General features: G+C 75.3%; 23 protein-coding genes and 2 pseudogenes. 17 read left to right on the forward strand and 8 right to left on the reverse strand.

Features of this window, described 5'->3' with window-relative positions:
• Positions 1 to 90: 90 nt before the first annotated feature.
• From ACWDCZ_RS07715 to ACWDCZ_RS07725, 3 genes are all read left to right on the forward strand, one after another.
• Positions 91 to 1,701 carry a beta-propeller fold lactonase family protein gene (locus ACWDCZ_RS07715; protein WP_449815486.1) on the forward strand — a complete coding sequence of 537 codons (1,611 nt, stop codon included), beginning with the start codon at positions 91 to 93 and terminating at the stop codon, positions 1,699 to 1,701.
• A 100-nt stretch (positions 1,702 to 1,801) separates the two neighbouring features.
• Positions 1,802 to 2,458 carry a helix-turn-helix transcriptional regulator gene (locus tag ACWDCZ_RS07720; RefSeq protein ID WP_449815487.1) on the forward strand — a complete coding sequence of 219 codons (657 nt, stop codon included), beginning with the start codon at positions 1,802 to 1,804 and terminating at the stop codon, positions 2,456 to 2,458.
• Complete coding sequence (locus ACWDCZ_RS07725) at positions 2,455 to 3,585, forward strand: aminotransferase class I/II-fold pyridoxal phosphate-dependent enzyme (protein ID WP_449815488.1); 1,131 nt, start codon at positions 2,455 to 2,457, stop codon at positions 3,583 to 3,585. Before ACWDCZ_RS07720 ends, ACWDCZ_RS07725 begins: the two co-directional genes overlap by 4 nt.
• Positions 3,586 to 3,803: 218 nt before the next feature.
• Here the strand turns inward: ACWDCZ_RS07725 and nagB are convergent, their stop codons facing one another.
• Positions 3,804 to 4,586: a glucosamine-6-phosphate deaminase gene (gene nagB, locus ACWDCZ_RS07730; RefSeq protein ID WP_049652442.1), complete on the reverse strand. Its 783-nt coding sequence runs from the start codon at positions 4,584 to 4,586 to the stop codon at positions 3,804 to 3,806.
• 311 nt (positions 4,587 to 4,897) lie between these two features.
• A complete protein-coding gene (locus tag ACWDCZ_RS07735) occupies positions 4,898 to 5,305 on the reverse strand; it encodes a hypothetical protein (protein WP_449815489.1) in 408 nt (135 codons plus the stop codon).
• A gap of 299 nt (positions 5,306 to 5,604) precedes the next feature.
• On the opposite strand from ACWDCZ_RS07735, the gene ACWDCZ_RS07740 reads away from it, so the two are divergent.
• The 6 genes from ACWDCZ_RS07740 (at position 5,605) to ACWDCZ_RS07765 (ending at position 12,552) form a co-directional block, all read left to right on the forward strand.
• Positions 5,605 to 6,366 carry a serine/threonine protein kinase gene (locus tag ACWDCZ_RS07740; protein WP_449815490.1) on the forward strand — a complete coding sequence of 254 codons (762 nt, stop codon included), beginning with the start codon at positions 5,605 to 5,607 and terminating at the stop codon, positions 6,364 to 6,366.
• Complete coding sequence (locus tag ACWDCZ_RS07745) at positions 6,363 to 7,949, forward strand: serine/threonine-protein kinase (RefSeq protein WP_449815491.1); 1,587 nt, start codon at positions 6,363 to 6,365, stop codon at positions 7,947 to 7,949. The genes ACWDCZ_RS07740 and ACWDCZ_RS07745 overlap by 4 nt, the downstream gene beginning before the upstream one ends.
• 89 nt (positions 7,950 to 8,038) lie before the next feature.
• Positions 8,039 to 9,139 carry a calcium:proton antiporter gene (locus ACWDCZ_RS07750; protein ID WP_074004922.1) on the forward strand — a complete coding sequence of 367 codons (1,101 nt, stop codon included), beginning with the start codon at positions 8,039 to 8,041 and terminating at the stop codon, positions 9,137 to 9,139.
• A 495-nt stretch (positions 9,140 to 9,634) separates the two neighbouring features.
• Complete coding sequence (locus ACWDCZ_RS07755; RefSeq protein WP_449815492.1) at positions 9,635 to 10,960, forward strand: geranylgeranyl reductase family protein; 1,326 nt, start codon at positions 9,635 to 9,637, stop codon at positions 10,958 to 10,960.
• Between the two features lie 212 nt (positions 10,961 to 11,172).
• Positions 11,173 to 11,829 carry a TNT domain-containing protein gene (locus ACWDCZ_RS07760; protein WP_074004920.1) on the forward strand — a complete coding sequence of 219 codons (657 nt, stop codon included), beginning with the start codon at positions 11,173 to 11,175 and terminating at the stop codon, positions 11,827 to 11,829.
• Positions 11,830 to 11,952: 123 nt separating this feature from the next.
• Positions 11,953 to 12,552 (forward strand): GNAT family N-acetyltransferase, encoded by a 600-nt coding sequence (locus tag ACWDCZ_RS07765; RefSeq protein WP_449815493.1) that lies wholly within the window; start codon positions 11,953 to 11,955, stop codon positions 12,550 to 12,552.
• A gap of 35 nt (positions 12,553 to 12,587) precedes the next feature.
• On the opposite strand, the gene ACWDCZ_RS07770 is transcribed toward ACWDCZ_RS07765, so the two are convergent.
• The gene (locus tag ACWDCZ_RS07770) at positions 12,588 to 13,289 is read right to left on the reverse strand and encodes a DUF4328 domain-containing protein (protein WP_449815494.1); all 702 of its coding nucleotides are present in this window, start codon (positions 13,287 to 13,289) and stop codon (positions 12,588 to 12,590) included.
• 340 nt (positions 13,290 to 13,629) lie between these two features.
• Between ACWDCZ_RS07770 and ACWDCZ_RS07775 the strand changes: the two genes are divergently transcribed.
• The 4 genes from ACWDCZ_RS07775 to ACWDCZ_RS07790 all read left to right on the forward strand — a co-directional run bounded on the left by ACWDCZ_RS07775 (position 13,630) and on the right by ACWDCZ_RS07790 (position 15,444).
• Positions 13,630 to 14,076 carry an HAD family hydrolase gene (locus ACWDCZ_RS07775; RefSeq protein ID WP_074004917.1) on the forward strand — a complete coding sequence of 149 codons (447 nt, stop codon included), beginning with the start codon at positions 13,630 to 13,632 and terminating at the stop codon, positions 14,074 to 14,076.
• 66 nt (positions 14,077 to 14,142) lie between these two features.
• The gene (locus ACWDCZ_RS07780) at positions 14,143 to 14,547 is read left to right on the forward strand and encodes a hypothetical protein (protein WP_449815495.1); all 405 of its coding nucleotides are present in this window, start codon (positions 14,143 to 14,145) and stop codon (positions 14,545 to 14,547) included.
• A gap of 4 nt (positions 14,548 to 14,551) precedes the next feature.
• Positions 14,552 to 14,848 carry a PRC-barrel domain containing protein gene (locus ACWDCZ_RS07785; protein ID WP_449815496.1) on the forward strand — a complete coding sequence of 99 codons (297 nt, stop codon included), beginning with the start codon at positions 14,552 to 14,554 and terminating at the stop codon, positions 14,846 to 14,848.
• 11 nt (positions 14,849 to 14,859) lie between these two features.
• Positions 14,860 to 15,444, forward strand: a complete 585-nt coding sequence (locus ACWDCZ_RS07790) for a DJ-1/PfpI family protein (protein ID WP_117492959.1) — start codon at positions 14,860 to 14,862, stop codon at positions 15,442 to 15,444.
• A gap of 21 nt (positions 15,445 to 15,465) precedes the next feature.
• Here ACWDCZ_RS07790 and ACWDCZ_RS07795 read toward each other — a convergent pair whose 3' ends face one another.
• From ACWDCZ_RS07795 to ACWDCZ_RS07805, 3 genes and pseudogenes are all read right to left on the reverse strand, one after another.
• On the reverse strand, positions 15,466 to 16,320 hold the full coding sequence (locus ACWDCZ_RS07795) for an ATP-dependent DNA ligase (RefSeq protein WP_449815500.1): 855 nt from the start codon (positions 16,318 to 16,320) through the stop codon (positions 15,466 to 15,468).
• A 96-nt stretch (positions 16,321 to 16,416) separates the two neighbouring features.
• A pseudogene (ligD, locus tag ACWDCZ_RS07800) lies at positions 16,417 to 17,286 on the reverse strand (non-homologous end-joining DNA ligase); the annotation flags it as partial.
• Positions 17,287 to 17,404: 118 nt separating this feature from the next.
• Positions 17,405 to 17,839 carry a VOC family protein gene (locus ACWDCZ_RS07805; RefSeq protein WP_388046455.1) on the reverse strand — a complete coding sequence of 145 codons (435 nt, stop codon included), beginning with the start codon at positions 17,837 to 17,839 and terminating at the stop codon, positions 17,405 to 17,407.
• A 270-nt stretch (positions 17,840 to 18,109) separates the two neighbouring features.
• Here ACWDCZ_RS07805 and ACWDCZ_RS07810 point away from each other — a divergent pair, with 270 nt between their 5' ends.
• Positions 18,110 to 18,544 (forward strand): CBS domain-containing protein, encoded by a 435-nt coding sequence (locus ACWDCZ_RS07810; RefSeq protein WP_234348648.1) that lies wholly within the window; start codon positions 18,110 to 18,112, stop codon positions 18,542 to 18,544.
• A gap of 158 nt (positions 18,545 to 18,702) precedes the next feature.
• Here ACWDCZ_RS07810 and ACWDCZ_RS07815 read toward each other — a convergent pair whose 3' ends face one another.
• Positions 18,703 to 19,635, reverse strand: coding sequence for a helix-turn-helix domain-containing protein (locus ACWDCZ_RS07815; RefSeq protein ID WP_380778857.1), 933 nt, complete (start codon positions 19,633 to 19,635; stop codon positions 18,703 to 18,705).
• A gap of 151 nt (positions 19,636 to 19,786) precedes the next feature.
• Here ACWDCZ_RS07815 and ACWDCZ_RS07820 point away from each other — a divergent pair, with 151 nt between their 5' ends.
• Complete coding sequence (locus tag ACWDCZ_RS07820) at positions 19,787 to 20,371, forward strand: pyridoxamine 5'-phosphate oxidase family protein (protein ID WP_049658863.1); 585 nt, start codon at positions 19,787 to 19,789, stop codon at positions 20,369 to 20,371.
• Positions 20,372 to 20,504: 133 nt separating this feature from the next.
• Here ACWDCZ_RS07820 and ACWDCZ_RS07825 read toward each other — a convergent pair.
• Positions 20,505 to 20,891 (reverse strand): annotated as a pseudogene (locus ACWDCZ_RS07825) (transglycosylase family protein); the annotation flags it as partial.
• A 483-nt stretch (positions 20,892 to 21,374) separates the two neighbouring features.
• Between ACWDCZ_RS07825 and ACWDCZ_RS07830 the strand changes: the two are divergent.
• On the forward strand, positions 21,375 to 21,968 hold the full coding sequence (locus ACWDCZ_RS07830) for a universal stress protein (RefSeq protein ID WP_079272610.1): 594 nt from the start codon (positions 21,375 to 21,377) through the stop codon (positions 21,966 to 21,968).
• A gap of 126 nt (positions 21,969 to 22,094) precedes the next feature.
• Entirely contained in the window at positions 22,095 to 23,549 is a 1,455-nt protein-coding gene (pdxR, locus tag ACWDCZ_RS07835) for a MocR-like pyridoxine biosynthesis transcription factor PdxR (RefSeq protein WP_449815497.1), read from the forward strand.
• Positions 23,550 to 23,565: the final 16 nt, after the last annotated feature.

Consider the following 23,565-nt stretch of genomic DNA (forward strand, 5'->3'; position numbering starts at 1 on the left):
CCACCACAGCACCACCACACGTTCGTCCGTGCCGAGCAGTTGGAGAGACCCGTGAGAACACCCCGCACACCCCGTCGTACCCGGACGGCCGTGGCCGCGATATCCGCGACCACGGCCGCACTGCTGTCGCTGCCCGCGACCGCCGAGGCCGTCACACCGCCGCCGGCCGTCGCCGCGCACCTGGCGGTGGCGCCGTACCCGGCGGGCGTCGCGCTGACGCCGGACGGTGGCCACGCCTATGTGACCAGCCAGAGCAGCGGCGCCGTCAGCGTGCTCGACACCGCGAGCAACACCGTGTCCGGCGGCTTCACCGCCGGGTCCGGCTCGTACGCCGTGGCCGTGTCGCCCGACGGGCACCGGGCCTACCTGACCCACCACCTGGACAACACCGTCAGCGTCGTGGACACCGCGACCGACGCCGTCACCGCGACCGTCCCGGTCGGCGCCCAGCCCTGGGGCCTCGCCCTCGCGCCGAACGGCTCCCGCGCCTACGTGAGCAACGCCGCCGCCAACACCGTCAGCGTGCTGGACACGTCGTCCGACACCGTGACCGCGACCGTGCCGGTCGGCGCCGAGCCGCACGGCCTGGCCGTCTCCCCGGACGGCACCCGGCTGTACGTCGCCGCGTCCGGCGCCAAGGCCGTCACCGTGGTCGACACCGCGAGCGGCACGGTGAGCGGCACCGTCCCGGTCGGCCACGGCGTCTTCGGCCTCGCGCTCAGCCCGGACGGCACCCGGCTGTGGACCGCCGACGGCGACGACGGCACCGCCGCCGTGATCGACACCGCGGCCGGTACGGTCCTCGGCACCGTCGCCGTCGGCTCCGGCCCCTACGCGGTGACCGTCTCCCCGGACGGCACGGCGGCCTACGTCTCCAACTACGCCGACAACACCCTGAGCGTGGTGGACACCGCGAGCCGGACGGTCACCGCGACCGTCCCGGTGGGCGCCAGTCCGTACAGCCTGGCCCTGACCGCCGACGGGCGGCACGGCTACCTCGCCGACTTCACCGGCAGTGCCGTCGACGTGGTGACCTTCCCGCTGCCGGTGCCGGACGTGACCGCGATCAGCCCGAACGGCGGCTCCGGGACGGGCGGCACCGCGGTGACCATCACCGGCACCGACCTGGCCGGCGCCACCGCCGTGACCTTCGGCGCGGCCGGCGCCGCCACCTCGTTCAGCTGCACGAAGACCAGCTGCACCGCGACCGCCCCCGCCACCACCGTCGCCGGAGCCGTGGACGTGCGGGTCACCGGGCCCGGCGGCACCAGCGCGGCCGTCGCCGCCGACCGCTTCACCTACACGGCTCCGGCCGCCCACCTGGGCGTCGCGCTCACCGCGACCCCGGTCACCGGACTGCTCTCCAGCCGGGTCGACTACACCGTCACCCTCACCGGCCAGGGCCCCGACCCGGTGACCACGGCCACCGTCGCCGCCGACCTGCCCGCCGGGCTGACCACCACCTCCGGCGACTGCACCGTCGCCGCCGGGAAGCTGAACTGCGCGCTGAGCGCGCCGCTGGCCAAGGGCGCGAGCACCACCCGGCACTTCTCGGTCGGCGTCGGCCTGCTCACCCTGCTCCGCAGCTGGGACGTCACCGTGGCGCGCACCGCCGGGGCGCCCGCCGACCCGTCGCCCGCCACCAGCCGGGCCACCCGCAGCTGCTCCGCGGTGCTCGGGCTGCTGATCACCTGCAAGTAGCGCACGGGCAGCCGTCCCGGGCCCCGCCGGAACCCTCCGGCGGGGCCCGGGGCGCGAAAAGCCCTGGACCAAGTGTCCGATCCGGACGTACAGTCCAGGCATGTCCTCGGAAAACCCCGACCCCCGCGTGCGGACCTGGTCCCCGGTCTGCCGCGCGGTGGCCCTGCTGCTCGGCCCGTACGCCGAGGTCGTGCTGCACGACACCGCCACCGACCGGGTCCTCGCCGTCTGGAACCCGATGACCCCCCGGGCCCCCGGCGACCCGTCACTGCTCGGCGAGCTCGACGGGATCGACCCCTCCGCCCCCGACGTCTACGGCCCGTACGCGAAGCTGCTGCCCGACGGACGCCGGCTCTCCTCCGTCAGCGCCGTACTGCGCGACGACGACGGGAAGTCCACCGCGGTGCTCTGCGTCAACCTCGACCGCGGCCCGCTGGAGCAGGCCGCCGCCCTGCTGGCCGGCTTCGCCGCCCCCACCGCGCCGCGCCCCGAACCGCTCTTCGAGCGCGACTGGACCGAGCGGATCAACGACGTGGTCGGCGGGTACGTCCGCGCCCAGGGCCGCCCGCTGGAGCGCTTCACCCGCGAGGACCGGCTCGCCGTCCTGGGCGAACTCGACCGGGCGGGGGTGTTCGCCGTCCGGCGCGCCGTCCCCGTCGTCGCCACCGCGCTGCGGATCTCCCGCTCCAGCGCCTACAGCCTGCTCGCCGAGCTCAAGCAGCACCCCGCGGGCCCCGGCGAGGAGGACCACCAGTGACCCGGCTCCCCGACTTCCGGCTCGAAACCCACTTCTCGCGCTGGGAGTTCACCGCCCGCCACCACCTCACCGCCTCCGACGCGCAGACCATGACGATGGCCGAGCTGCTCGCCCTGGCGGGCCCCGAGGACCGCGAGGCCTGGGACACCCTGGCCCTCGGCTACACCGAGACCTTCGGCGACCCCGGGCTGCGCCGCGCCGTCGCCGGGATGTACGAGCGGGTCGGCGAGGACGACGTGATCTGCTTCGGCGGCGCCCAGGAGGGGCTCAACCTCGCCATGCAGGTCCTGCTCGAACCGGGCGACCACGCGGTGGTGCTGACCCCGAACTACCAGTCCGCCGAGACCGTCCCGCTCTCGCTCTGCGAGGTCACCGGCGTCGCGCTGGACCCGGAGCGGGACTGGGCGCTGGACCTGGACGCGGTCGAGGCGGCGCTGCGGCCGAACACCAGGGTGCTGTCGGTCAACTTCCCGAACAACCCGACCGGCACGGTGATCGACGCCGCCGACTTCGTCCGGCTGGCCGAGCTCTGCGACGAGCGCGGCGTCCGGCTGTTCTCGGACGAGGTCTACCGAGGCCTGGAGCGCGACCCGGCCCGCGCCCTGCCGCAGGCCGCCGACCTCTCCGAGCGGGCCCTCTCGCTCAACGTGACCTCCAAGTCGCTCGGCCTGCCCGGCCTGCGGATCGGCTGGATCGCCTGCCGGGACCAGGAGCTGCGCTCGCGCCTGGAGCGGGCCAAGCACTACACCACGATCTGCAACTCGGCGCGGAGCGAGGTGCTGGCCCGGATCGCGATCACCGCCCGCGACCGCATCCTGGCCCGCAACCGGGCGATCATCGCCGGGAACCTGCCGCTGTTCGACGCCTTCTTCGCCGAGTTCGCCGACCTCTTCGAGTGGCGCGCGCCGGACGGCGGCTGCGTCGCCTTCCCGCGCTACCTGGGCCCGGAGGGCGTGGAGGAGTTCTGCACCGCGCTGGTCGAGCAGGCGGGCGTGCTGCTGCTGCCCGCCGGGATCTTCCGCTCGGAGCTGACCCCGACCCCGGCCGACCGGTTCCGGATCGGCGTCGGCCGCCGCGACCCGGGCCCGGGCCTGGCGGCCTTCGCCGACTGGCTCCGCAAGCGCTGAGCGGCGCTTCCCGTGCTGAGCGGCGCTTCCCGTGCTGAGCGGTGCTCCCCGTGCTGAGCGGTGCTCGCGGAACTGAGCGGTGCTCCCCACGCTGAGCGGCGCTCGCGGTACTGAGCGGCGTCTCCGTACGGCGAAACGGCCGGGGCGCCAGCCACCGAGGGGAGTCGGTGGCCGGCGCCCCGGCCGTCACGGCCGTCAAGGCCGCTGCCCGGGAGCGCTCAGAGCTTCTGCCAGGCCGGCTTGGCCGCGTAGGTGTCGCGGAAGTAGTCGGCGAGCTTGAGGCGGGAGGCGGCCGCCTCGTCCACCACGACGGTGGCGTGCGGGTGCAGCTGCAGCGCCGAGGCGGGGACGACCGCGGAGAGCGGGCCCTCGACGGCGAGCGCGACGGCCTCGGCCTTGGCCTCGCCGGTGGCGAGCAGGACCAGGTGGCGGGCCTCCAGGATGGTGCCGATGCCCTGGGTGATGACGTGGTGCGGCACCTCGTCGAGGCTGTCGAAGAAGCGGGCGTTGTCCTCGCGGGTCTGCCGGGTCAGGGTCTTGATCCGGGTCCGGGAGGAGAGCGAGGAGCAGGGCTCGTTGAAGCCGATGTGGCCGTCCGTGCCGATGCCGAGCAGCTGGAGGTCGACGCCGCCGGCCTCGGCCAGCGCGCGGTCGTAGGCGGTGGCCGCCGCGGCGATGTCGGAGGCGTTGCCGTCCGGGCCCAGGAAGGAGTCCTCGGTCAGGCCGAGCGGCTCCACGACCTCGCGCAGCACCACCGAGCGGTAGGACTCCGGGTGGCCGGCGGGCAGGCCGACGTACTCGTCCAGCTGGCAGATGCGCGCCTCGGCGGCGTCCAGCCGACCGTCGCGGACCCGTTCGGCCAGGGCCTGGTAGATCGGCAGCGGGGTCGAGCCGGTGGCCACGCCGAGCAGGGCGTCGGGCTTGTCGGTCAGCAGATCGGTGATCGCCGCGGCGATGAGTTCGCCGGCCGCACGGGCGTCAGGGACGATCACGATTTCCATACTGGGTCCACCGTTCTGAGGCGAGGCTGAGGTCTAGACCTCCAAGGTCTAGACCAGTTTGCCGTGAAGGGGTGCCCCAGGTCCACCCGGGTCCGCGTTCCGGATGATCTCCGCCGCCGCCTCTTCTGCCTGATCGGGACGGCTGCCGCCCGATCGGCATGGTCGGGGCCGGTCGTCGGGACGGGATGTCCCGGCGGCCGGCCCCGGTGGTGGTGTCCTCTACTGCTTCCCGCCCCCTGGTCGTCCGGACGGCTGCCCGGTCGTACGGACGGCGTGGGGGTGGCGGGTGCGGTGCCTCGGCGGCCCCGCGATCAGAACGGGTGGGTACAGGTGGTGACCTGCTTGGCGACGTCCAGCGCGGGGCCGGCGGTCGCGCAGATCATGCGCGGGGCGCCGGCGGTCACCCGCGGGGTGACCGCCTTGGCGGAGCCGAACCGGACGGTGGTCGCGGAGGCGACCGCCTCCCAGGGGCTGCCCCAGGCGGACTGGGTGCGGACCTCGACCCGAACCAGCGTCAACTGGCCCGGGTCCGCGCTGACCTGGGCGACGCCGACGATGCCGGCGCCGTCGGCCTGGTGCGAGATGCAGGGCTGGTTGAGCACCGTGGCGCAGAGCGCGGTGTCGGTGTCGGACGTCGCGGTGGCCGCTATGGCCGGGGCCGCCGTCAGGCCGGCGATCCCTGCCGCCGCCATCACCACAGCTGCGATCCGAGCGCGCATGATACGAACCTCCTTGGAAATTAAGGGAATCTCACTCCTTGAGATGAGTCTTGCACACATCGTGAACGTGTTGTGTGTGCGTTGCGTCACACTCATGGTGACCGTTCAACTACATCCTGCAACCATTCCTCATCTGTTCAGCACACGGACAACTCCAGTCCTGACGGATGATCAGTTCATGGGTGGAAAAGGGCGGTTCCTCACCCGTCCGGGTGGCGGGTTTGCCCCCGGGGCGAATAGGACGGATACCATCGACCCCATCCCACGGAGGTATCGACCCGATCCCACGGAGGTGCCGCGTGGACACGGTCATCGTCCAACTGCCCGGCCCCGGGCCCGGGATGAGGCCCGGTGGGGCCCCCGGCCTGCTGCGGATGGGCCCGGGCGAGACCGCGGTGTTCGGGCGCGGGGAGCCCGGCCGACCGGTCCCCATCCCACTGCCCGACCAGGGCGTCTCCCGCCGGGCGGGGGAGGTGGTCGCGGCCGAGGACTACTGGCGGCTGTCCAACTTCAGCACCTCGGCCACCTATGTGGTGGAGAACCTGGAGGGCGCGGGGGAGCACGTCAAGGTCGCGCCCGGCCGGCTCGGCGCCCCCGTCCCGTTCGAACTCTCCCGGGTGCTGCTGCCCGCGCTCGGCGAGCCCGCGGCCTTCAAGGTCTTCGCCCCGCAGCACGCCTACCTCGACGGGCGGCCCGGCGGCGCCGACGGCGAGCACACCGTCAGCCCGTTCGCCCTGGACCCGACCGCCAAGTACTTCCTGGTCCTGCTCGCGCTCTGCGAACCCCGGCTGCGCTCGCCCTCCGCCGCCGCCGTCCCCGGGGTGACCGAGGTGCTCGCCCGGCTGCGCGCCCTGCCCGGCTGCCGCGGGCTGAGCCGCTCGGCGGTCAACTACCACATCGACTACCTGGTGGAGGCCAAGCTGCGGCTGCGCGAGCCGTACGAGGAAGGGCCGGCCGGCGGCAAGCGCGAGGAACTGGTGGCGCTGGCGCTGAAGTTCGACCTCGTCCGGGAGGAGCACCTGGCCCTGCTCCCGCCCCGGCGCGCGGTCGCCCGGCCGTGACGCCCGGCGCCCCGTCCGAGCCGTCGCCGCGGTCCGAGCCCGAGCCCGAGCCGGAGCCGGGTTCCGACCCCGGGCCGTCCGGGGGCCCGTCCTTCGCGGTCCCGGAGGGCTACCCGATCGCCGGCTACCGCCTCGGCGCCTTCCTCGGCGCGGGTGCCTGGGGCAGCGTGTACGCCGCCGAGGGCCCCGACGGGAGCCAGGCCGCCGTCAAGATCCTCGGCGCGGCCCGGTTCGCCCCCGGCCAGCGCCGGACCGTGGCCCGGATGGCCCGCAGCGAACAGCGTTTCAGCCGCCGCGCCGACCACCCCCACCTGATCCGCACCCTCGCCGTGGCCACCGTCGAGGACCCGGACCACCCGGCGCTCGACGGTGCCGTCGCCCTGGTGATGGAACGCGCCGCCGGCAGCCTCCAGGACCTGCTGGGCGAGGCCCGCCCCGGTGCGGCGGTGCCCGGCGCCGAGCGGATCCTGGCCGAGGTCTGCGCCGGGCTGAGCCACATGCACCGGGTCGGCTGGGTGCACGGGGACCTGAAACCGGCCAATGTCCTGCTGATGCCCGACGGCACCGCGAAGATCGCCGACTTCGGCCTCACCGCCGAGCTGGAGGGCACCCACGCCTACGCCCCGCCGCTGGGCTCGCCCGACCACGTCCCGCCCGAGTGGTGGTCCGAGCGCACCGGCGCCCGCGGCATCGCGCTGCGCCCCAGCGCCGACGTCTGGGCCTTCGGGGTGATCGCCCACCAGGTGCTCACCGGCGGCCTGCACCCCTTCCTCGGCGCCACCAGCCGGGCCCGCTCGCTGGCCGCCCAGGCGTACGCGCGGGGCGCCGCGCCGCTGCGGCTGGACGAGGCGCTGCCGGTGCGCTGGCGGCCGGTGGTCGCCGCCTGCCTCGCCCCCGGGCGGGAGGAGCGGACCCGGACCGGGCCGGCCGGGCTGGCGGCGCTGGTCGCCCGGGCCGCCGCCGTTCCGGGCCGGGGCCGTCGGGCCGCTGTCCGGGCCGCCGTCCAGGCCGCCGTCCGGTCCGGCGCGGGCCTGCTCGCCTGCGGGCTCGCCGTCCTCGTCCTGGCCGGTGGCCCGGAGTCCGGCGGTCCGGGCGCGGCTGAGCGCGCGGCGCCCCCGCCGCCCGGCGCGATCCCGGCCGGATCGGACGTCCCGGTGGCCTATCGGGGCATGATCGAGACCGCGGCGCGGCGCTGCCCCGAGCCGGAGGTCACCCCGGTGCTGCTGGCCGCCATGCTGAAGGCCGAGAGCGGCTTCGACCCGAAGGCCGCCCGCCCGGAGACCGGCGAGTACGGCATCGCCCTGTGGACGCCCTCCGTCTTCGAGGCCTGGGGCAAGGCCGCCACCCACGCCGGTCCGAAGTCGTACTGGGACCCGGGCGACGCGATCGCCGCGATGGGCAACTACGCCTGCTGGCTCGACCAGCAGATAAAGCGCCACGGCTTCACCCACGACCTGCCCGCCCTGGTCGCGGCGGCCTACCGGACCAGCGACAAGACCGTGGCGACCGCCGGGGGCGTCCCGGAACGGCTTCGGCAACATGTCGACAAAGTGCTTCAGTACCTTCATGGCTACGGTGGGTGACTGCCGAATTGGGATGAGTTATGCCACATCCCTATGTATCCGGCGCGGGCACCCGGGTGACGGGCCTCCGGTCTGGGATCCTCGGCGGCATGATCACGAAGCTCCGCGCGGCTCTCGCGCAATGGACCGTCGTCGTCCCGGTGGTGTCGTTCCTCGTCCTCGCCCTGACCTGGCACAAGGAACTCCCCGGCTGGGTGGTGGCGGTGGTCGCCTGCTTCCTGGTGGGCGCCGTGCTGTCGGCCGTGCACCACGCGGAGGTGATCGCGCACTGGTCGGGGGAGCCCTTCGGGTCACTGGTCCTCGCCGTGGCGGTCACCGTGATCGAGGTCGCGCTGATCGTGACGCTGATGGCCGACGGCGGGGACAAGTCCTCCACCCTGGCCCGGGACACCGTCTTCGCCGCCGTGATGATCACCTGCAACGGCATCCTCGGACTGTCCATCCTGGTCGCCGCCGTCAAGTACCGGACCGCCGTCTTCAACGCCGAGGGCACCGGCGCCGCGCTGGCCTGCATCGCCACCCTCGCGACCCTCAGCCTGGTGCTGCCGACCTTCACCACCAGCTCGCCCGGCCCCCAGTTCTCGACCACCCAGCTCACCTTCGCGGCCACCGCCTCGCTGGTGGTCTACGGCCTGTTCGTGGCCACCCAGACCGTCCGGCACCGCGACTACTTCCTGCCCGTCACCCCCGAGGGCCGGGTGCTGGCCGAGGAGGAGCACGCCTCCCCGCCCACCCTCCGGGCCGCCGGGATCAGCCTGCTGCTGCTCGCCGTCGCCCTGGTGGCGGTGGTGGGCCTGGCCAAGGGCGTGTCGCCGACCATCGAGAAGGCGGTGGACGACGCCGGGCTGCCGCACGCCGTGGTCGGCGTCGTGATCGCCATGATGGTGCTGCTGCCGGAGACCATCGCGGCGCTGCGCGCGGCCGTCCGCAACCGGGTGCAGACCAGCCTCAACCTCGCCCTCGGCTCGGCGCTCGCCAGCATCGGCCTGACCATCCCGGCGGTCGCGATCGCCTCCACCTGGCTCTCCGGCCCGCTCGTCCTCGGCCTCGACCCGGCGCACATGGTGCTGCTGAGCCTGACCATCGTGCTGCTCACCCTCACCGTCATCCCGCGCCGGGCGACCCCGCTGCAGGGCGCGGTGCACCTGGCGGTGCTGGCGGGGTACGTGGTGCTGGCGCTGAACCCGTGAGGGCCCGCCGGCCGTAGTCGACAGTGGAAGCCCCTGCCGCGTTCCCCCGTGCGGTCAGGGGCTTCCGCCGTTCCCGGGGCCGGACCGGGTGGTGCCGGTAGTGTCAATGGTGTCAATGGGATCAGTGGGACTGGTGGTGAACCCGGGAGGCGGTGCCGGCCGTGGTACCGGATGAGGGCCCCGGTCCGCCCCCGTGGTCGGGGCCCTCGTCGAACCCGGCGCGACCGCCGTTGATCCCCCCGAGGGGTCCGCGCCGCGGAACGACGGAGAGCCCCTGGTCCCGCTGCTGCTCGCGGGCCGGGGGCTCGGTTGCGTCCGGGCCCCGGCGTGGCGGGTGGACCCGTACGGCAGGGGTGGCCGGTATTGGCCGGTTCGCGGGGCGGCCTGCGTGTCGGGGCGGCGGGCGGGCGCCGGGGTTCTCTATCGTCCGTCCGGAACCGCCCAGTCCGAGGACTCCGTCGCGCGGACAGCCGATCCGACCCGTGGGAGAGTGCGATGCCCGGCCCAGAGCAGACCGTCCGGCCCGAGGAGACCGTCAGTGGCGGGGAGGCCGTCCAGGACGGGGGGAGCGCCGACGTCATCGTGGTCGGCGCCGGACCGGCCGGCTCCACCGCCGCCGCCCACCTCGCCCGGACCGGACTGGACGTCCTGCTGCTGGAGAAGTCCGCCTTCCCGCGCGAGAAGGTCTGCGGGGACGGCCTCACCCCGCGCGCCGTCAAGCAGTTGACCGACCTCGGCATCGACGTCTCCGAGGAGGCCGGCTGGCTGCACAACCGGGGCCTGCGGCTGATCTCCGGGCACCGCTCGGTGGAGTTCGACTGGCCCGAGCTCTCCGCCTACCCCGGGTACGGACTGGTCCGGCGCCGCGCCGACTTCGACGAACTGCTCGCCCGCAAGGCCGCCTCGCTCGGAGCCCGGGTGGTCGAACGCGCCAATGTGACGGGCCCGACGCTGGACGAGCGGACCGGCCGGATCACCGGCGTCACCGCCAAGCTGGGCGAGGAGCGCCGGCCGGTCGCCTACCGGGCCCCGGTCGTGGTCGCCGCCGACGGCAACTCCACCCGGCTGTCGGTGGCGATGCGGCGCTACCGCCGCACCGACCGCGCGATGGGCGTCGCCTACCGGACGTACTTCACCACCCCGAGGCACGACGACCGCTACCTGGAGGTCTGGCTCGACCTGCGCGACCCCGACGACCGGGCCCGGCGCCAGTTGCCCGGCTACGCCTGGGTGTTCGGCATGGGCGACGGCACCGCCAACGTCGGCCTCGGGGTCCTCGACACCGCCGGGACCGAGGCGGACTGGCGCGAGGTGCTGCGGCGCTGGTGCGACGGCCTGCCCCCGGAGTACGGCTACACCCCCGACGCGGTCACCGAGCCGATCCGCGGTGCCGCCCTGCCGATGGGCCTCAACCGCGCGCCCCACTACGCCGACGGTCTGCTGCTGATCGGCGATGCGGGCGGGACGGTCAGCCCGGGCACCGGCGAGGGCATCGCCTACGCGATGGAGTCCGGCCGCTACGCCGCCGAGACCATCGTCCAGGCCCTCGCCCGCCGCACCGACCGCGGTCGCGAACTCGCCCTGCGCGCCTACCCGCAGGCGCTGCGCTCCGCCTACGCGGGCTACTTCGCGCTCGGCCGCCTGGTCGCCGACATGCTGGGCCGCCCGAAGCTGCGCGGCGCGGCCGGGGCGGCCGGGCTCGGCCACCCGGCGCTGCTGAAGGCGGCGTTCCGGCTGATGGCCAACCTGACCGAGCCGAACTCCAAGGACGCCCTCGACCGGCTGCTCCACCTGCTCGGGCGGGTCGCCCCGGGGAAGTGACCCGGGCGCGCCGGACCGCTCATCCTCGCGGACGGGCGGTCCCGGTGTCCCGGCTTTGGCCGAATCCGCCGAGTCGAACGCGCAGTCGCATGGATCATGTTGACGAATGATCAGATGATCCGATTGCCTGGTGTCGAACCAGCCACAGAGGGTGAGCACAACGCTCCTCCGTGGCTCCTTTCTCGACCGCTGACCCGTTCGACGGAGACACCGTGCGCCTTCGCCTTCGCCTGCTCGTCGCGCCGCTCGCCGCGGCCGCCGCCCTCACCGCCGTGACCGTCCCCGCCGCCGTCGCGGCCCCGGCGGCCACCCCCGCCGACCAGTGCTCCGCCGCCTTCCGCCACGACGACGCCCGCCTCGGCCCGGCCGACCTCCCGACCGCCGGGCCGGTCGGCCGCCAGCTCGTCGGCTACCAGCGCACCGGCGGCGCGGGCGAGCAGGACTTCCTGGCCAAGTACTATGACCCGGCCGGCAACGGCGGCAAGGGCGGCTGGATATACCCGCCGGCCGACGGCTACGTCACCCTGCCCGACGGCAGCCCGATCGAGTTCGACCTCACCCTCTACCCGAACCAGAACATCGACCGCTACGGCAGCGAGTACGGCGCCTACCTCGCCCCCGAGGGCCTGCCCTACGCCAGCCGCGCGCTCCCGCCGCAGAGCCTGGACGGCACCCCGCCGGCCGCCTGCAACTACCACGACTACAAGGTGGTCAAGGCCTTCACCGTGCACGCCGGCCCGATCGCTCCCTGGTTCAACCAGCCCGGCTGGGGCCTCCAGTACCAGCTCGACGCCACCCTGCTGCCCGGCGGCCCGGCCAAGCTGAACGTGCTCTGGCTGGTGGAGAACGGCTACCTGGCCCGGATCTGACCGCGCCCCGTCCGCCCGCCCGCTCCGTCCGCCCGCTCCGTCCACCAGGGCGGAGCGGGCGTCGGGCCCGGAGGCCGGAATATTCGCTGGCGGGCCCGGGGGAGCGGGGGATAGGAAGACGGGATGACCATCAGCGATCCCGGCACCGCCCAGCGGCTGTTCCGCCCCACCGTCCTCGACCTCGGCGACGCCGTGCTGCGCCCGTGGGGGCCCGGCCTCGACGTGTCCGGCGGAATCGTGCCCGCCCTGCTCGCCGCCGCGGCGGACCCGGCCGTCGCCCGCTGGAACCCGCTCAGCGCCACCGGCCCGGTCGACCCGCAGGCCTACCTGGAGCGCTGCGAGGCGAGCTGGGCCGACGGCAGCGCGGCCCCCTTCGCCGTGATCGACGCCGCCGACGGCAGCCTCTGCGGCAACGCCTACCTGGGGTGGAGCAACCGGGACGACGGCGTGGCCATGGTCGGCTACTGGCTGCTCGCCGCGGCCCGCGGCCGGGGCCTGGCCACCCGGGCCACCACCGCCGTCACCCGCTGGGCGGTGGAGCACGCCGGCGCCCGCCGGATCGAGCTCTACCACGCCGTCGGCAACGAGGCCTCTTGCCGGGTCGCCGAGCGGGCCGCCTTCCCGTACGAGGGCACCCTGCGCGCCTCCTACACCTACGGCGGGGGCGTCTATACGGACGAGCACCTGCACGCCCGGCTGGCCTCGGACCCGTTCACGGACTGAGCGCCCGCCCGCGGGCCCGCGGCCGACGGAACGGCTCAGCCCCGGACGGTCCCGCCGCGGACCGCGTACGCGTGGGCGGTGGACTCGGCGAAGCGCTCCTCCTGCATGGCCGTCAGCCGCTGGACGACCAGGACGGCGAAGACGGCGGCGACCACCTCCAGCACGTCGGAGGCCAGCAGCCAGCCGAGGGCGGTCTGGTAGTCGTCCGGGTACTTCGCCGAGTTCAGGTAGTTGGCGCCGAACCGGTCGGTCGCGTTGGCCAGCCAGAAGGTGGCCCACCAGAGGTTGACCAGCGGCTGGGGGTGCGGCAGGCGCACCCCGGAGGCGTCCGGCCGGGCGCTGGCCGTCCAGGTGTCGACCGTGATCCGGAACGGGAACCAGAGGGCGACCACGGGGGTGAACCAGCCGCCGATCGCCCAGCCGCGCTTGAACCGGTGCCCGCTCGGGTCGAAGACCTCCGCGTTCACCCGCACCCGGTGGAACCAGGTGACGAAGGCGACCGCCGAGGCCAGCAGGGTGAGCGTCTGGACCAGGCTGACGTTGTCGTAGAGCAGGGCCGCGTCCGTCAGCGCGGACTCGTCGGCCAGGTCGGAGTCGGCGGCGAACTCCCCCGCCTCCCCGTACAGGCGGAAGCCCGCGGCGAGCGAGGCGAGGGTCGCGGTGCCGCACACGGCGAGCAGGACGGTGGCGGCGGTGGAGCTGGGTCTGGGCGAGCGGTACAGGGCGGGCGAAGGCATCGGGGACGGACTCCTGGACTGGACCAATGTGACGGGGCGACACCCTAGGGCCTGCGGGCAGCCCCGGACCAGCGGCTTTTCGCGGACCGCACCGCACGACGGGCCCCGGCGCGCGGCCGCCGCCCCCGCCCCGGTCCCGGCCCGCGCTCCGGAGCGACGGCGCACGCGCGGAGCGGCGGTCCGGGCGGCGCGAACCGACGGCCGCGCGGCCCCCCGCCGTGGCTCCTTGCCACGGCCCCCCGCCGCGGATCCACGGGGCGCAGGCTGCGCGCGCGGCGGGGGAGCGACCTAACCTGGAAGAGAGCGTTCGGTGCGTCGCCCGCGAACGGAAGCGGTGGTCATGACGGTGGTCTCGGCGGCTCTCTTCGGTACCGACTGGTGGCAGCCCGCGCTGCCCGGCGGTGCCGAGTTGCTGCGCGAGTGCGCGGTACGGGGCTGGACGGTCGTGCTGACCGGCCCCGGGCCGGCCGGGGCTCCGGCTCTGGCCGTGGCCGACCCCGGGGGCGACCCGGTGCGGGCCGCGCTGGACCTGGTGGACGGCAGGCCCTCGCACGCCGTGGCCGTCGCCGGGAGCGTGCGCGAGGTCCGGGCGGCGCGGCGGGCCGGGGTGCCGTGCGTCGCCCTGGCGGCCGGCCGGGACACCGGCCCCGAGCTGCGGGCGGCGGGTGCGGCCGAGGTCCACCGCGACGCCGCCGCCCTGTTGAGCGTCCTGGACGACAGCCTGCTCGCCCGCCCCCGGGCGTTCGGGCCCGTCGGCGCCGGAACAGGCGGTGCCCGGAACGGTTAGCGCGAGCCCGTACCGGGCAACCGCCCGGGTGCGAGCACGTCACCCGAAGTGTCGGAGGTGACCGAGATGGACGGACCCGCGTTGAGCGGATGGGAGCGGCGGCTCCTCGAGGAGATCGAGTCCGATCTGCGCCAGGACACACGGCTCGACCGGAAGCTGAGCACCATGGGCGCCGAGCCGCCGAGCCGGGTCCGGGGCGTGCTCCGCGGCATCGGGCGCAGGTTCTCGGCGGGGGTCGTGCTGACCGCGCTGGTGATGACGATGATCTGCCTCGGCGTGGGCCTGCGGACCCCGGCCACCGCCGTACTGGTCGCGCTCGGCGTGGTCTGGGCGGCCACCGTGGCGGCCGCGTTCGCCGCCTCCGAGCTGCTGCGCCGCCGCCGCGGCGGCACCGAAGCGGTGGACCCGGCGGAGGCCCGGGAACGCCGGGAGCGCCGCGAACGGCGGCCCTGGGACCGTCCGGAGGCGTGACACCATGACCACCGACCTGTGGGAGTACCGCCCGGGCTCCCATCCCGCCGCCGACCTCGCGCTGGTCGGGTACGAGGTGCTCGCCACCGACGGCCCGGTCGGCCGGGTCGAACAGGACGCCGGGGACCACCTGCTGGTCGACGCCGAACCCTGGGTGCCCGGCACCCGGGTGCTCGTCCCGGCCGGACTGGTCGCCCGGCTCGACCACCTCGACCGCGCCGTCCACCTCGACTGCCCGCGCGCCAGGCTCAGCTCCGCCCCGCCCGCGGCCGTCGACCTGACCGCCCCGCACCCGCGCTGAGCGACCACGCCATGGGCTGGCCGTCCACCACGCTCACCGGACGCGTGATCGCCTTCCTGGTCGCGCCGTACGGGGCCGAACAGGTCGAACTGACCGACCCCTGGCAGGCCGTCGCCGAGTCCGGCGGCACCCCGCGGCTGCTGTCCACCGCCGAGGGCCGGGTCCGCACCGTCCGCCACCACGCCGAGGGCGACACCTTCGCCGTGGACGCCCTGGTCGCCGCGGCCGACCCGGCGGCCTACGACGGGCTGGTCCTCCCCGGCGGCGTCGCCAACCCCGACCGGCTGCGCCTGGACCGCCCGGCGGTCGCCTTCGTGCACGCCTGCTGCGCCGCCGGCCGTCCGGTCGCGGCGATCTGCCACGCGGCCTGGACGCTCATCGAGGCCGACGCCGTCCGCGGCCGCACCCTCACCTCCTGGCCCAGCCTGCGCACCGACCTGGTCAACGCCGGCGCCCACTGGGTGGACGAGCCGGTCCACGTCTGCCACGACGGCCCCGGCCCGCTCGTCACCAGCCGCAAGCCGGGCGACCTGCCGCTGTTCGACGACGCCTTCGTGACGGAGTTCGCCCACGCGGCGGCGAAACGGAGGCGGTGAGCAAGGGGAGCGAGGGCGGGGTCAGTCGCCGCGGAGGCGGAGGAAGGTGGCGGAGGGCGGGCGGCCGGTGAGGGTGAACTCGGCGCGGAGCGGGGCGGTCAGCGGGTGGACCGGGCCGTGGTCCGGGTCGGTGGCGGGCGGGCCGAGCAGGGGGCGGGCGAGTTCGGCGACCTCGCGGGACTGGACCGGGGTGAGCCTCGGGGTGGTCAGGAACACCCGGCCGTCGTCCAGCTGGAGGATCAGCGCGTGCGGGTGGGCGGCCGGGCCGGTGACGGCGCGGACGGTGGCGTCGAGGGTGTCGCCGCGGCGGTACTTGACCCAGACCCGGCCCGCGCCGCGCGGGCGGTACGGGGCCGCCGCGGCCTTGCAGACCAGCCCCTCCACCCCGGTGTCGGCGAGCCGCTCCATCCACTCCAGCGCCTCCGCCCGGTCGGTGGTGGCCATGACCGGCCGGATCGGCGGCGGGACGTCGGCGAGGGCGGCGAGCAGCAGCCGGCGGCGGTCGGTGAGCGGAAGGGCCCGCACGTCGCGGCCGGGCAGCGCCAGCAGGTCGAAGGCGATCAGGCCGAGCGCGACCCCGGTGGCGGCGGCGCGGGCCCGGCGGGTGCGCAGCAGCTCGCCGAAGGCGAACCGGCCGTCGCGCCAGGCGACCAGTTCGGCATCCAGCACCAGGCCCTCCGGCAGCCGGGCGACGGCGGCGGCGATCGGCGGGAACTCGGCGGCGAGGTCGCGGCCGCCGCGGGACTGGAGGTACGCGGGCCGCCCGCCCCGGGCGAAGGCGACGCAGCGGAAGCCGTCCAGCTTCAGCTCGTACTGCACGCCCCCGCCGCCCAGGCCGTCGGCGGGCGGGACGGCGGCCACGGCGGCCGGGCGCATCACCTCGACGGGCGGGTGCAGCACCTGGGCCGGCCGCGCTCCCTCCGCCCGCCTGGTCGGTGGTGACCCCGTCGGTGGTGGCGCCGCCGGTGCGCCGGGCAGCGGCCGGGCCCGCTCCGGGTCCAGCAGCGGGGCGAGCAGGTCGCCGTGGGCGGCCAGCCGGTCGGGCACCTCGGCGAGGGTGAAGACCAGGTCCCGCTCGTCGGCGGCCCGTTCCAGCTCCGCCCAGGCCAGCGGGGTGGAGACGGTCGGCAGCGGCCTGGCCCGCAGGGTGTACGGCGCGGCGGTGGTCTTCTTGGCGTTGTTCTGCGACCAGTCGACCAGCACCCGGCCCCGGCGGCGGGCCTTGGCCATGGTGTGCACCACCAGCTCCGGGTGCTCGGCCTCCAGGGCGGCGGCCAGCGCCTTCGCGTACCCGGAGACCCGGGCGCTCGGCGCGGGCTCGATCGGGACCAGCAGGTGCAGGCCCTTGGAGCCGGAGGTCTTCACCCAGGCCGCCAGGCCGTCCGCCGCGAGCCGCTCGCGCAGCAGCAGCGCGACCGTGCGGCAGGTGAGCACGTCGGCGCCCTCGCCGGGGTCCAGGTCCAGCACCAGCCGGTCGGCGAGGGCGGGTCGGGCCGCGTGCCACTGCGGGACGTGCAGTTCCAGGCAGCCCAGGTTGGCGACCGCCAGCAGCGCCGCGCCGCTCTCCAGCACCACCTGGCGCAGCTCGCCGGTGTTGCTCGGCACGTCGACCGTGCGCACCCAGTCCGGGGTGCCGGGCGGCGGGTTCTTGGCGACGAACACCTCCGCCTCGACGCCGTCCGGGCAGCGGAGGAAGGAGACCGGGCGGTCGCGCAGGTGCGGGAGCAGGGCGGCATGCACGGCGGCGTAGTAGCGCAGCACCTCGCCCTTGGGGGTGCCGGTGCGCGGGTAGTACACCTTGTCGAGGTGGGAGAGGGCGAGGGTGTGCCCGTCCACCGTCATCTGCGGCACGGTCCGCCTCCGATGCCTCCGGTGGGGTGGCCCCGTTGTCAGTCTGCCCCGGTCCGGCGGCCACCGCCTCGGCGCCGCCGCTCCGGGCCGTCCGCGACCGCGGACCGCCTCACCCCCGTGGGCGGCCGGCCGGCCGGGGCGCGCCCGGGTAGGTGCCGAAGTACCAGCGGTTGCCCTCCGGGTCGGCGGCGGCGAAGTCGCGCGAGCCGTAGTCGGTCTCGTACAGCCCGGTGATGATCCGGGCCCCGGCGGCCACCGCGCGGGCGTGCACGCCGTCCGGGTCGGCGGTGACCACGTACGCGGTGAAGCCGCCCGGCCGGCCCGGCCACGGTTCGGCGTCCTCGGGTGTCGGACGGTCGGAGCCGAGCATCACGCCGCCGCCCTCGGGCCAGGCGAGTTCGGCGTGCGCGACGAAGTCGCCCTCGCCGTAGGCGACGACCTCCTGGAAGCCGAAGGCGTCGACCAGGAAGCGGATCAGGGCCCGGGCGTCGGTGGCGCGCAGGTTGGGCCAGACCTGCGGGGCGGGGGTCTCGGTGGTGTCCATGGCTCGCTCACTCCTCGGGAGGTGCGGGTGGCCGGGCCGTGAGCCGGGCCGGTCGCGTTCTCTTCCACTCTGCGGCCGCGCCCCGGGCCCCGCCTCGAAGGTCGCGCGGACTCGCCCGCTCCGGCTGCGCGGGGTCGCGGGCGGAGGCGGGGTTGCTTATGGTGAGGGCGCGGTCACAGCCCCCTTCCGCCCCGACGGCGGGAGCCCGGGAGCACCGCCGGGGGGATGCGGGGGGATCCGGCGGGGGGAACCACCGACGAAGGAGTCCCCGTGACCAAAGCCCGAGACATCATGCACACCGGTGCCCAGTGCATCGGCGCCCACCAGACGCTCGCCGAGGCCGCGCGGATGATGCGCGACAAGCACGTGGGCGCGCTGCCGATCTGCGGCGACGACCAGAAGCTCAAGGGCATCATCACCGACCGCGACATCGTGCTGCGATGTATCGCGGAGGGCAAGGATCCGGCCACGATGACGGCCATCGAACTGGGCGGCCACCTGCACTGCGTACGCGCCGAGGACAGCATGGAGACGGTGCTGCGCAAGATGGAGCAGCACCAGATCCGGCGGATCCCGGTGATCGACGGGGACCGGCTGGTGGGCATGATCAGCGAGGCCGACCTGGCGATGGGCCACCGCGAAGGCCAGCGGCTGACCGATCAGCAGATCATCGAGTTCATGGACAGCGTGTACCTGAAGCACTGACCGGCTGACACCCCGCCCGGCCCGCCCCGCCCCGCCCCGTTTCCGCCCTGCCCTGCCCCGCCCCGCCCGCTCCGGTGACCGGCCGGCCCCCCGTACCGGCCGGGCCCTTCGAGCGTGCCGGGCGGGGCAGCGGTGCGTCTTGTACGAATGCGCACGCCTCAGCTCCCGGAGCCCCCTGGGTCCAGGACGGTGCTGGTCACCCGCCCGCTGACCCGGTCGGTGACCCGCTCGGCGGGCCCGGGCAGGGCGGCGGCGGTGCGCCGGGCGGCCAGGAACGCGCGCGGCGAGCAGCCGACCATGGCGCGGAAGGTCCGGTCGAGGTGGGACTGGTCGTAGTAGCCGCAGCGCGTGGCCAGGTCGGCGCCGGTGGGCCGGTGCCCGGAGCGGTGGTCCTCGGAGGGGTGGTCCTCGTGCGCGGTCAGGGCGTTGAGGGTGCGCTGGAGCCGGAGGATGCCGGCCGCCTGCTTGGGGGCCAGCCCGAGGTGCTCGCGGAAGCGCAGCTCCAGTCGGCGGCGGCTCCACCCGGTGCCCTCGACCAGGGTGCCGATCGGCACCAGCCCGTGCGAGTGCCGCAGTTGCCGCCAGACCCAGTGCACGGACGGGTCCCAGTCCGGCCCGTACGCGAACAGCGCGCCGAAGTACCCGTCCAGCATGGCGAACCGGGCCGGCCAGCTCGGCGCGTGGGCCAGCCGGTCGGTCAGCGCCCGCAGCCGCGGGCCCAGGACGTCCCCGGCCTCGGCCCAGTGCCCGCCGAGCTCGCCGGCCAGCGGCCCGAACGCCCGGAACGCGCCCTGCGGGGTGAGCGAGACGGCCAACCCGTGCAGCGCGCCCGCGTGTTCGGCGACCGTCGCGGTGCGGCGCAGCCCGGCGGCGACCGAGCCGAAGGAGGCCGCGGCCGCGGGGGAGACGGCGTCGGTGAGGCTCATGGTGCCCTCGAAGGCGAGCGCCACGGTGACCACGTCCGTCGGCACCTCCAGCCGTCGGAGCGGCTGCCGCAGCGCCAGCCGGTAGCCCCGGTAGCCGAGCACGTACCCGCGCAGCGGCGCGGCCGGCGCGCCGAGGACCGTCCCGGGAGGGGTGTTCCGGATCATCGCAACTCCCCAGCTCGGTCCGGCGGGTGACACGCGCACGGGCCATCGTAGGCGGCACCGCCCGGCCCCCGGGAGGGCCCGGGCGGTGCGGGGTGTCTCAGGAAGCGGAATCCGGTTTCTTGCCAGCCGAGATGGGGGCAGACTGGCGGGCATGGGAAAGCAGTACGAAGCCATCGACGGTCGGCTGCGCCGGTTCATCGAGCGCCAGCCGGTCTACTTCGTGGCCACCGCCCCGCTGGCCGCCGACGGGCACGTCAACCTCTCGCCCAAGGGCCGGTCCGGGACGCTCGCGGTGATCGACGAACTCACCCTCGCCTACCTGGATTTCGGCGGCTCGCAGGCCGAGACGGTCGCCCATCTGCGGGAGAACGGCCGGATCACCCTGATGTGGTGCGCGTTCGAGGGCCCGCCGACCGTGGTGCGGGTGCACGGGCGCGGGGAGCCGGTGTTCCGGGACGACCCGCGGTTCGCCGAACTGCTCGGCCACTTCGACCCGTCCGCCGACGGCTCCGGGCTGCGGGCGATCGTGCTGGTCCGGGCGGAGCGGGTCAGCGACTCCTGCGGGTACGCGGTGCCGTTCATGGACTACCGGGCCGACCGCGACCTGCACGCCCAGTACTTCGACCGGAAGGACGAGGAGGAGTTCGGCGCCTACTGCGAGCGCAAGCCGCTGGTCGGCAGCAGCATCGACGGGCTGCCGGCCGTTCCGCTGCCGCTCCCGCCCCGGCCGTCCTGACCGGCCCGTTCCACCGGGGTGGCCGGGATCCGGGGGCCGAGGGGCCGGGAGCCGAGGCTCCGGCCGGGAACGCGACGAGGCCGCCGTACCCCGGGCGGGGTGCGGCGGCCTCGTGGCCTACGTCTTACTTGCCCAGACCGGCCTTGACGGAGCAGACCGGCCAGGCGCCGGGGCCCTGGGCGGCGAGGACCTTCTCGCCGATGGCGATCTGCTGGTCCTTGGTGGCCTGGTGGGCCTGCGCGGCGTAGGAGGTGCCACCGAAGGCGGCCCAGGTGCTCTGGGTGAACTGCAGGCCGCCGTAGAAGCCGTTGCCGGAGTTGATGGCCCAGTTGCCGGTCGCCTCGCAGGCGGCGACCTTGTCCCAGACCGTGGCCGGCGCGGCGGAGGCGCTGGTGGCCGTGACGAGGCCGGCCACGGGCAGGGCGGTGATCGCCCCGGCCATCAGAGCCATCCGGACGCGGTTGCGGCGCTTCGGGGTGGCAGTGGTGGTGGCAGCGGCGGTCTCGTTACGGAAGGTCATGGAGTTCCTTTCGGAGGGGTCTGCGAGCGCGCGGAACCAGGCCCTCGGAAGGCCGTCGGTTTCGGGGACACGTCACTCGCGTGGTCCTGCACCGTTCTGCCCGGGGGCGGTTGGCCCGGCCGGAGCGGATCGCTCGGTGCAACGGGTTCGAAGTTACGGGGGTGGTCGGGGCGGTTTCAAGGATCCGAAGGTTTAGCCACGTCAGAGGGGTGTTACCGCGCGTAAGGATCAAGGAAATATGGCGATTTCGCCCGATTTGCCACCATTTCCAAGATCAAAAAGCCCCGGGAAGTGGCCCGCGCCACTCCGAACCCGCCCCGGAACCGGTGTGAGGCCGCCCACACGGTCGACAGCGTGTGACGGTCGGCCAGCCGCCGGTGCCGGTTCCGCCGCCGCGGCCGCCCGCCCGGGTGGCCCGCGCCACAGCCCTCACCCGGAGTGCCCCCTGCCGTCACTCCCGGTGGCGGGCATAGCCTCGGCCCCATGAGCAACGACAGCGATGCAGCGGACACGGCGGACGCGGGAGAGGCGGCCGCCGGTGCGGGAGGGGCGGCCGACGCCGGTGCGGGAAGGGCCGCCGCGGCGGGGGTGCCGATCGGCGCCGAGGAGCACGAGGCCGCGGCCGCGCCCGCGGGCTTCGAGCTGGGCACCGACGGCCCCAGCGTGGTGCTGGCCGGCCTGGACGGCTCCGACTCCTCCTGGCGCGCCACCGCCTACGCCGCCGGACTGGCCCGCCGGCAGGGCGCCGTCCTCGCGGTGGCGTACGTCCAGCCGATCCTCGGCGCCGCGACCGCCCTGGCCGGAGCCGTGGTGGAGGAGACCACCCAGGAGATCGCCGAGGAGCTGCTGGCCGCCCTGCGTGAGGCCGAGCACCGGGTGCGCGAGGTGTGGAAGGTGGAGTGGCGCTTCCTGACCATGCGCGGCGACCCGTACACCGGCCTCGCCAAGCTCGCGGACGAGCTGCGCGCCGACGCCGTGGTGGTCGGCGTCTCCGAGCAGGCCGGGCACAAGGTGATCGGTTCGGTGGCGGTCCGGCTGGTCAAGGCGGGCCGCTGGCCGGTCACCGTCGTCCCATAAGGCGTGTGCCCCCAGCCTGAGGCGCGTGCCCTGAGCTGCGTGCCCCGGGCCTGAGGTGCGTGCCCGGCCCGGGGCCGGGTAGCCGCCCGAAGGGGGCCGGAGCGGCGGCCGGTAGGGTGCGTGACCATGACGGACACGCGGGGCACGCACCCCTCCGAGCCCGCCCACCCGACCGGCAGTGACCTGCACCTCGACCTCCCCGCCACCGGGGGCCGGCGTGCCGCGCTGATGACGGCCCTGCGCGAGGCGATCCGCAGCGGCAGACTGGCCCCCGGCACCCGGCTGCCGCCCTACCGCGCCCTCGCCACCGACCTCGGCCTGGCCCGCAACACCGCCGCCGAGGCCTACGCCGAACTCGTCGCCGAGGGCTGGCTCACCGCCCGGCAGGGCTCCGGCACCACCGTCGCCGAACGCGCCGAACCCGTCCCGAGCGGCCGGGCCCGCCGGCCCTCCCGCCGCCCCGGCCCCACCCACGACCTGCGCCAGGGCCAGCCCGACGCCTCCTCCTTCCCGCGCACCGCCTGGCTCGCCGCCGCCCGCCGGGCCCTCACCGCCGCCCCCAACGAGGCCTTCGGCCCCGGCGACCCCCAGGGCCGGCGCGAACTGCGCACCGTCCTCGCCGACTACCTCGCCCGCGCCCGGGGCGTGCGCACCGACCCCGACCGGATCGTGGTCTGCTCGGGCTTCGCCCACGCGCTGCGGCTGCTCTTCGACGGCGCCGCGCCCGTCCTGCCGCCCGCCGAGCACGGCCCGCTGGCCGTCGAGGCGTACGGGCTGGGCTTCCACCGCGGGCTGCTGGCCGCCGCCGGCGTCACCACCGTTCCGCTGCCGATCGACGAACGGGGCGCCCGGACCGGCGAGTTGGCGAACCACCCGGACGTCCGGACGGCGCTGCTCACCCCCGCCCACCAGTTCCCCACCGGCGGCCCACTGCACTCTGGGCGCCGCGCCGCCGTGGTGGACTGGGCGCGCGGGCGCGGCGGGCTGGTCCTGGAGGACGACTACGACGGGGAGTTCCGCTACGACCGCCAGCCGGTCGGCGCCCTCCAGGGGCTCGACCCCGAACGGGTGGTCTACCTCGGCAGTGCCAGCAAGAGCCTCACCCCCGCGCTGCGGCTCGGCTGGATGGTGCTGCCCGACCACCTGGTGGACCGGGTGCTCGCCGCCAAGGGCGAGCGCGAGGGCTGGGCCAGCGCCCTCGACCAGCTGACCCTCGCCGAGTTCGTCGACTCCGGCGGCTACGACCGGCACGTGCGCCGGATGCGCCGCCGCTACCGCGAGCGCCGGGACGAGCTGGTGGCCGCCCTCGCGGCCCGCGCCCCGCACGTCGAGGTGTCCGGCATCGCGGCCGGCCTGCACGCGGTGCTGCGCCTGGAGCCGGGCACCGAGCGCTCGGTGCTCAAGGCCGCCGCCTACCGGGGCCTGGCCGTCGAGGGGCTCGCGGACTACCGGCACCCGGCGGTCGGGGAGGAGGCGATGCCCGCCGTCGACGGCCTGGTGGTGGGCTACGCCACGCCGCCGGACCACGCCTACCCGGCGGCGCTCGGCGCGCTCTGCGACATCCTGCCGCCGTGCGGGTGAGGGCCGCCCCGGGAGC

Source organism: Kitasatospora sp. NPDC001225, assembly GCF_053597855.1.

What these genes read in the sequence shown, in the direction of transcription:
- nagB (WP_049652442.1), bottom strand. Translation starts at nt 4,586, where the DNA reads ATGGAAATCGTGATCGTCCCTGACGCCCGTGCGGCCGGCGAACTCATC.
- ACWDCZ_RS07830 (WP_079272610.1), top strand. Translation starts at nt 21,375, where the DNA reads ATGAGCAACGACAGCGATGCAGCGGACACGGCGGACGCGGGAGAGGCG.
- ACWDCZ_RS07770 (WP_449815494.1), bottom strand. Translation starts at nt 13,289, where the DNA reads ATGCCTTCGCCCGCCCTGTACCGCTCGCCCAGACCCAGCTCCACCGCC.
- ACWDCZ_RS07820 (WP_049658863.1), top strand. Translation starts at nt 19,787, where the DNA reads ATGGGAAAGCAGTACGAAGCCATCGACGGTCGGCTGCGCCGGTTCATC.
- ACWDCZ_RS07815 (WP_380778857.1), bottom strand. Translation starts at nt 19,635, where the DNA reads ATGATCCGGAACACCCCTCCCGGGACGGTCCTCGGCGCGCCGGCCGCG.
- ACWDCZ_RS07775 (WP_074004917.1), top strand. Translation starts at nt 13,630, where the DNA reads ATGACGGTGGTCTCGGCGGCTCTCTTCGGTACCGACTGGTGGCAGCCC.
- ACWDCZ_RS07780 (WP_449815495.1), top strand. Translation starts at nt 14,143, where the DNA reads ATGGACGGACCCGCGTTGAGCGGATGGGAGCGGCGGCTCCTCGAGGAG.
- ACWDCZ_RS07750 (WP_074004922.1), top strand. Translation starts at nt 8,039, where the DNA reads ATGATCACGAAGCTCCGCGCGGCTCTCGCGCAATGGACCGTCGTCGTC.
- ACWDCZ_RS07795 (WP_449815500.1), bottom strand. Translation starts at nt 16,320, where the DNA reads ATGCGCCCGGCCGCCGTGGCCGCCGTCCCGCCCGCCGACGGCCTGGGC.
- ACWDCZ_RS07765 (WP_449815493.1), top strand. Translation starts at nt 11,953, where the DNA reads ATGACCATCAGCGATCCCGGCACCGCCCAGCGGCTGTTCCGCCCCACC.
- pdxR (WP_449815497.1), top strand. Translation starts at nt 22,095, where the DNA reads ATGACGGACACGCGGGGCACGCACCCCTCCGAGCCCGCCCACCCGACC.
- ACWDCZ_RS07735 (WP_449815489.1), bottom strand. Translation starts at nt 5,305, where the DNA reads ATGCGCGCTCGGATCGCAGCTGTGGTGATGGCGGCGGCAGGGATCGCC.
- ACWDCZ_RS07805 (WP_388046455.1), bottom strand. Translation starts at nt 17,839, where the DNA reads ATGGACACCACCGAGACCCCCGCCCCGCAGGTCTGGCCCAACCTGCGC.
- ACWDCZ_RS07720 (WP_449815487.1), top strand. Translation starts at nt 1,802, where the DNA reads ATGTCCTCGGAAAACCCCGACCCCCGCGTGCGGACCTGGTCCCCGGTC.
- ACWDCZ_RS07755 (WP_449815492.1), top strand. Translation starts at nt 9,635, where the DNA reads ATGCCCGGCCCAGAGCAGACCGTCCGGCCCGAGGAGACCGTCAGTGGC.
- ACWDCZ_RS07790 (WP_117492959.1), top strand. Translation starts at nt 14,860, where the DNA reads ATGGGCTGGCCGTCCACCACGCTCACCGGACGCGTGATCGCCTTCCTG.
- ACWDCZ_RS07785 (WP_449815496.1), top strand. Translation starts at nt 14,552, where the DNA reads ATGACCACCGACCTGTGGGAGTACCGCCCGGGCTCCCATCCCGCCGCC.